This is a genomic window from Nostocoides sp. F2B08 (assembly GCF_009184895.1).
Taxonomy (GTDB): domain Bacteria; phylum Actinomycetota; class Actinomycetes; order Actinomycetales; family Dermatophilaceae; genus F2B08.
Map to the genome: position 1 here is coordinate 1 of NZ_WESE01000034.1, position 1,141 is coordinate 1,141.

A 1,141-nucleotide genomic window follows, 5' to 3' on the forward strand; every position below is an offset into this window, starting at 1 on the left:
AGCGCCGCCCGCCAGAACAGGATCGACTACCGTCGATCCCAGCAAGGAAAACAACCATGACCAGGACCGGGCCTTGGTTGGGAATTAATCCCGCGGAATGTCTCAAAGACTCAGACACACCTCACGGCAGCCCTCACCTCCTCGGCGCTGCGTCACAGCGCCGCGAAGCGCGCGGGCTTGGCCCGGGGTCCTTAGACTCCGATCATGTCGGAGACGGTGGTGTCGGCGTCGGGGGTTGATCGCGGGGGTGAGCAGCCGCCGTCGTGGTGGCCTGTGGCTCGGTGGTCGGTGCTGGCGCTGTCGGTGCTGACGCTTGCTGTGTTCGCCGTCCAGGGGCATCTGCAGACGTCCTACGGTGACTTGCAGCAGGAACTGCGGCAGGGCACCGTCACCGAGGTACGGATCGAGGGCGGCCTCGGCGGTGCTGACGGCATCGACCCTGCCGTTCAGGGCGTGGCAGTGGTGCACGTGTACTGGGATACCGGCTGGCCCAGCCGCGTGACCCGGATCTGGCAAGCCACGTCCCAGTCAGAGCTGAACAGCGACACCCTGGCCGGTGCCGACGCAGACGCCGTCGTCATCGGAGCCGTCGATGACGCTCTTCGCCTGGAGGCTCCAGGGCTCGACGTGACCTTCACGGAGTCGCCGGAGCCCAGCGCGGGGGCGATCCTTAGTCGATGGGAACTGCCCGGCACCTGGATGGCCCTTCCCTTCGTCCTCCTCGCCAGCTTCTTCCTCGTCCTGGGACGCGGACCAGAGCCGCGGTGGGCCACCCGGTGGGCCTGGGCATGGCTGAGCCTGACCCCCGTCATGGTGCTCGTGGTGCCGCTCTACGTGCTCTTCGGTGCCCGACCCGACCCTTCCAGGGCACGCCGCCTGACCGGCGGCTGGGCCTACCTCATCACCCTCATCGTCTTCACCGGCCTCGGCGTCCTCACCCCGATCTAACTCCCCGCCGCGCTATTCAGGGTCTCGAGACACACATCGGCCAGATGCCCCACATCGCCGCAAGGGACGTGCCCTGTCTAGGGAGTGCAGGCCTGGACGACCGTGGGTCGGTAGCCTCCGCCGGTATGGCGTTCAAGGCGAACGGTGGCGACGATCTCTCCGTCATCATCGACGCGAATCCACAGGTTGGACG

General features: G+C 67.1%; 1 protein-coding gene. It reads left to right on the forward strand.

Translation table 11 applies throughout. The features are described from left to right. Positions 1–204: 204 nt before the first annotated feature. Positions 205–948 (forward strand): hypothetical protein, encoded by a 744-nt coding sequence (locus tag GA707_RS20615; protein ID WP_152180321.1) that lies wholly within the window; start codon positions 205–207, stop codon positions 946–948. Positions 949–1,141 lie beyond the last annotated feature (193 nt).

What these genes read in the sequence shown, in the direction of transcription:
- GA707_RS20615 (WP_152180321.1), top strand. Translation starts at nt 205, where the DNA reads ATGTCGGAGACGGTGGTGTCGGCGTCGGGGGTTGATCGCGGGGGTGAG.